General features: G+C 35.2%; 5 protein-coding genes. 3 read left to right on the plus strand and 2 right to left on the minus strand.

Annotation, left to right across the window (positions count from 1 at the left end):
• The first annotated feature begins 61 nt into the window (after positions 1–61).
• Genes ENO17_05665 through ENO17_05675 form a run of 3 tightly spaced genes read left to right on the plus strand, consistent with a single transcriptional unit; the run spans position 62 to position 2842 of the window.
• A complete protein-coding gene (locus tag ENO17_05665) occupies positions 62–919 on the plus strand; it encodes a transketolase (GenBank protein HER24513.1) in 858 nt (285 codons plus the stop codon).
• Positions 903–1865, plus strand: a complete 963-nt coding sequence (locus tag ENO17_05670) for a transketolase family protein (protein ID HER24514.1) — start codon at positions 903–905, stop codon at positions 1863–1865. Before ENO17_05665 ends, ENO17_05670 begins: the two co-directional genes overlap by 17 nt.
• Complete coding sequence (locus ENO17_05675) at positions 1865–2842, plus strand: sugar phosphate isomerase/epimerase (protein HER24515.1); 978 nt, start codon at positions 1865–1867, stop codon at positions 2840–2842. Before ENO17_05670 ends, ENO17_05675 begins: the two co-directional genes overlap by 1 nt.
• A 72-nt stretch (positions 2843–2914) precedes the next feature.
• Here ENO17_05675 and ENO17_05680 read toward each other — a convergent pair whose 3' ends face one another.
• On the minus strand, positions 2915–3724 hold the full coding sequence (locus ENO17_05680) for a 3-keto-5-aminohexanoate cleavage protein (GenBank protein ID HER24516.1): 810 nt from the start codon (positions 3722–3724) through the stop codon (positions 2915–2917).
• A gap of 39 nt (positions 3725–3763) precedes the next feature.
• On the minus strand, positions 3764–5305 hold the full coding sequence (locus ENO17_05685; GenBank protein ID HER24517.1) for a transporter: 1542 nt from the start codon (positions 5303–5305) through the stop codon (positions 3764–3766).
• Between the last annotated feature and the right edge of the window lie 32 nt (positions 5306–5337).

Genomic DNA, 5337 nt, shown 5'->3' on the forward strand with positions numbered 1-5337 from the left:
ATGTTATATAAATGTGTATATATATAATAATTTAGAGATTTAATTTATAAGGAAGGGAAACATGGATAAAAAATCATACAACCTTGAAAAAAGAATTCAATATCTTAAAGAAAAAGCCAAAGAAGTTCGAGTAAATATTATTGATATGATTTTTACAGCACAGTCAGGACATCCCGGAGGAGCCTTATCTGCAGCAGATATTATGACAGCATTATATTTTGATATTTTAAAAATTGATCCTAATAATCCACGCTGGCCTGATCGGGATCGCTTTATTCTATCTAAAGGGCATGCCTGTCCTGTCTGGTATTCCTGTCTTGCTATGAGGGGATATTTCCCTATGAAAGAATTAAAAACACTAAGAAAATTTGAAAGTATTTTACAAGGGCATCCTGATATGCGAAAGACTCCCGGTATTGATATGACTACAGGATCTTTGGGCCAGGGTTTAAGTCTTGGAGTGGGAATGGCTCTGGAAGGAAAATTAGTTAAAAAAAATTACCATATATATGTGGTTCTTGGTGATGGAGAAATTAACGAGGGGCAAGTATGGGAAGCAGCTGCCTCTGCCAGCAAGTATAAATTGGACAACCTTACTGCCATTGTAGATAAAAACAACTTACAAATGGACGGTTTTACTGAAAAAGTTATGCCTATGGACCCTATCGATAAGAAATTTGAGGCCTTTAACTGGCAGGTTATGACTATAAACGGACATAATATGAAGGAAATTTTAATTGCTTTGGAAGAGGTAAAAAAAATAAAAGGTAAACCTGCTTGTATTATAGTAAACACAATAAAAGGTAAGGGTGTTAGTTTTATGGAAAATATAAGAAAATGGCATGGAAAGGCACCTAATCAACGAGAGCATGAAATAGCCATTAAAGAGATCCAGGGAGGCAATGATGATATTAAGTAAAGCAGATATTACCACACGTCAGGCATTTTCCGAAAGGATGTTAGAATATGGTGCCATTGATAAGGATTTTGTAGTTTTTGAAGCAGATATTGGATACTCAACTTATTCCTATTTATTTGGTGAGGCATATCCTGAGAGATATTTTAATATGGGCATTGCTGAATCAAACACGATGGCTGCCGCTGCCGGAATGGCTGCTGACGGGAGAACGGTAGTTGCCTGTAGCTATGGTGTTTTTATCAGCTTGAGGGCTGTTGAAGCAATACGTACCTTTATCTGTTACCCAAATTTAAACGTTAAGTTTTTATCCTCCCATGGAGGATTAACTCCTGCCGTAGATGGAGTCACTCATCAGGCAACAGAAGATATAGCCATTATGACTACTTTGCCTAAAATGAAAGTTCTTGCTCCTGCTGATACAGAATCAGCAAAAAAAATATTTGATGTAGCCATAAAGACACCGGGGCCTGTTTTTATAAGGTTAATGAGAGACCCTCTCTATGATATCTATTCCAAAGAAGACACTTTTGAAATTGCCGGAAGCAAAACTATCCGAGAAGGAAAAGACTTGACCGTAGTAACTTATGGAGATATTGTCTTCCAGGCATTGGAAGCCGCCGATGAGCTAAAAAAAGAAAATATTTCCATCGAAATAATTGATATGTATTCTATTAAACCCTTTGATAAAAAAAATCTTCTTAATTCTATTTCCAAAACAGAAGCCCTGTTTGTGGTAGAAGATCACCAGAAAAGAAATGGTCTTGGTTATGAACTTTCCAACTTTTGTTTAAAAAATAAACCAGTTCTTTTTGATAACCTGGGTCTTAATGATACCTTTGCTGAAAGCGGAAATTATTATAAAATTATTGACAAATATGGCATATCAAAAAAACATATTTTTAATAAAGTAAAAGAGCTCATCTATAAAAAAAGGGGGGGTAAATAATGATGAATTATCCTGTAAAGCAAGCAGTAATCAGCAGTTTCTTAAGTAAAACAAAGGATCGTTTCCATGAATATAACCAAGATAAAACCTTGGAAGAGCGCTTTAAAATGGTCTCTGAAATAGAGGGAATGGATGGCATGGAGTTAGTTTTTCCTTATGAAGTTAGTAACTCAGATGAGCTTAAGACTTTAACATGCAAATATAAAATAAATATTGCTGCTATTAATGTAAATGTAAAAGCAGAACCTGAATTCAAAAACGGAGGTTTAACTTCGAACAAAAAAGAGATTCGCGCCAAGGCAATACAATTTATTAAAGATGGGAAAGACTTCGCCAAGAAAGTTGGAGCAAATAAAGTAACCTGTTGTCCATTAGGAGATGGATATGAGTTTAACTTTAATTGTAATTATGCACAATCATGGAAATACCTGATTGATGCTTTTGGTGAATCAGGAAATTATCTTCCTGAAATTCCTCTTTTTATAGAATACAAACCAGCTGAGACCAGAGGGAGATGTTTTATAGATACCGCAGCTAAAACTCTATGCTTGCTTAATGAGATTGGAAATAAAGATATGGGAGTTACCATTGATTTCGGACACTCGGTAATGTTTGGTAATGAAAATCCTGCAGAAGTGGTTTCTTTAATTGCAGAAAGTCCATTTCGCTATTATATTCATATTAATGATAACAACGGTCAATGGGATTGGGATTATTTTGTAGGAACGAAACACTTCTTGGATTATGTTGAATTCCTTTATTATCTTCAAGAATATAACTATAATGATTATATCACCTCTGATACCTCTCCTACCCGATGGGATATTAAAGGCACCTTTGAAGCCAATACCCGCATTACCAATAAGTTATGTAAGCTTTTAAACAACTTAAACAGAAAAGAATTTAATAAATTAATATTGGGAGAAGATTATTTAAAAACCTGGAAATTTATAGAAAAGAATATATTTTCATTATAAAAAAAGGGGGGGTTCTATGGGTAAATACCTATCTTTGAGTTAATAAAATAATAGTTAAAAAGTAGTAATAAATTATATTATCCCCAGTAACTTTCTTGCTTCTTTTGGAGTAGCTGTCTCAAACCCTAATATTTCTAATTCTCTTCGAATCTCTTTTACCAGCTCAAGATTGATTTCTGCTTCCCTATTATTACAGACCTTAGAATCTTCAAAACCAACCCTAACCATAGTTGCCCCTTGAAGACAAGCCTGTAAATGAGACAAAAAATTTCTACTTTCTCCAAACACAACGCCCCATATGCTTTCTTTGGGAAGCATAGATTTTAAAACTTCAATAAGTGAAAGGGAAAAAGACATACCCCATTTGTAATTAAAAACAAAATTATAATTATATTGTGGTTTAATTAGACCTTTTTTAATGAGGGAGTTAGAAATAATAATATTAGAAGTGTCGAATATCTCTATAGATGGTTTTATATTATTTTTTATCATTTTTTGCAACCAAAGCTGAATGTCTGGTACAGTATTTATATATACTTTATCAAGAAAATTTAAAGAACCCATGTTTAGTGAACCTAGCTCTACTTTTTCATTCTGGAGAGGTAATGATCTTTCCTGAGGTGTCAAACTGGAAAGTCCTCCGGTGGAGGCTTCAATGATTACACTGCATTTATTGGTAATTAGCTCAATTGTCTTTGAGAAATTACTTAAATCTGTAGTTAACTCACCCTTGCTATCTCGAGCATGAAGATGAACCAAAGACACACCTTCTTCTACACATGCAATAACTTGCCTGGTTATTTCTTCCGGCTCGAGAGGATTATTATAATCCTTCCCCCACCCGCCGGTTGGAGCCAAAGCTAAAATAATTTTTTTATTCATAAATTATATCTTCACTTTCCTATAGTATAAAATATTTTACTAAGAAATATTCTTGGTTACTTTTCTCGAAAATATTTTATTTGATATTCTCTTAGTAAAAATTTTAAACCATGAAATCTGACTAAATACCATCAGTAAAATGACTAAAACTAAAATTAAACATACCGGTCTTGTAAAAACAGGTAAAAAACTTCCTTTAGAAACCATGAGAGCTCTCCTTAAATTTGCATCAGCCATGGGTCCTAAAATAACTCCGATAACCAAAGGTGCAATAGGATATTCCATTTCAGTTAAGAAATAAGCTAAAATCCCTACAGGAATCATCAAATAGAGATTAAAGATCCGTAAACCTAAAGAATATGAACCTATTATACATAGTACAGCGATAATAGGCATAAAAACAGGTGGTGGAATTCTTAAAACCTTAATGACTTGTTTTACTAACAACATACCTGTTATCCACATTGCAAAGGAAGCTAATAAAAGTATGGCTGAAACTTGAAATATAAAAAGCGGATGATCAAAGGTCAGCATGGGACCAGGTTGAATCCCATGAAGCATTAATGCTCCTAAAAGCATGGCCGCAGGAGGACTGCCAGGGACACCAAGGCTCAAAAGAGGTATCATAGCTCCTCCAATACAAGCATTGTTAGCAGTTTCAGCAGATATTACTCCCGAGACCTCACCTTTTCCAAACCTCTCAGGATGTTTAGAAGAATTTTTAGCAGCCCCATAAGATACCCAACCGGCAATATCTTCCCCTATCCCCGGAATTGCTCCAATGCCAACCCCAATCAAAGATGAACGTATAATATCTGTAGAATGATGAAAAATTTCAGTAAATTCTGGCAGAATCTTTTGAAACCGTTTTGCTTCTCCACATACTACTTTATCCTTTAACACTTGAATAATCTGAGGAATACCAAAAGCGCCGATAAGAACCGGCACAACTTCAAGCCCCCCGTCTAATTCATAAAGTCCAAAGGTAAATCGAGGATAAAACTGAAGCTGATCTCTCCCCACACAAGCCATAAATAAACCTAAAAAGCCGGCAATCCAACCCTTATACGCTAAATCATGACTGGTCAAAGTCCCGCTAATAATAATACCAAAAAAAGCCAGTAAAAAAAATTCAAATGAAGTAAAGTTAAGGGCAAATGCCGAAATAAGGGGAGCCATGGTTATGACGAATAACATGCCTATAAAAGTGCCAATAGCAGAAGCAGTGGTTGTAAGACCTAATGCTTTTCCTGCTTTTCCCTGACATGCTAAGGGGTATCCGTCTAAAGCAGTGGCTGCCGAAGCAGCTGTACCAGGAATATTAATGAGAATGGAGGCATAGGACCCACCATATATTGCGCCCACATAGATTGCCAATAAAGCTATCATGGAAGTGCCGGTATCCATCCCATAGGTTAAAGTAGCAAGCAAAGCCACGCCAAGGGTTGCAGTCAAACCGGGCATGGCTCCAAAGATGATTCCCAACAGCACTGCACCAAAAAGGATGAGCACATTAAGGGGATTAATCATTAATATATATATTTGTTGAAAAAAAATAAATAACTGTTCAAAAATAAACATATTAACACCTACTATTTTATCAGGTAATAAAT

This window comes from Candidatus Atribacteria bacterium (assembly GCA_011056645.1).
Taxonomy (GTDB): domain Bacteria; phylum Atribacterota; class Phoenicimicrobiia; order Phoenicimicrobiales; family Phoenicimicrobiaceae; genus Sediminicultor; species Sediminicultor quartus.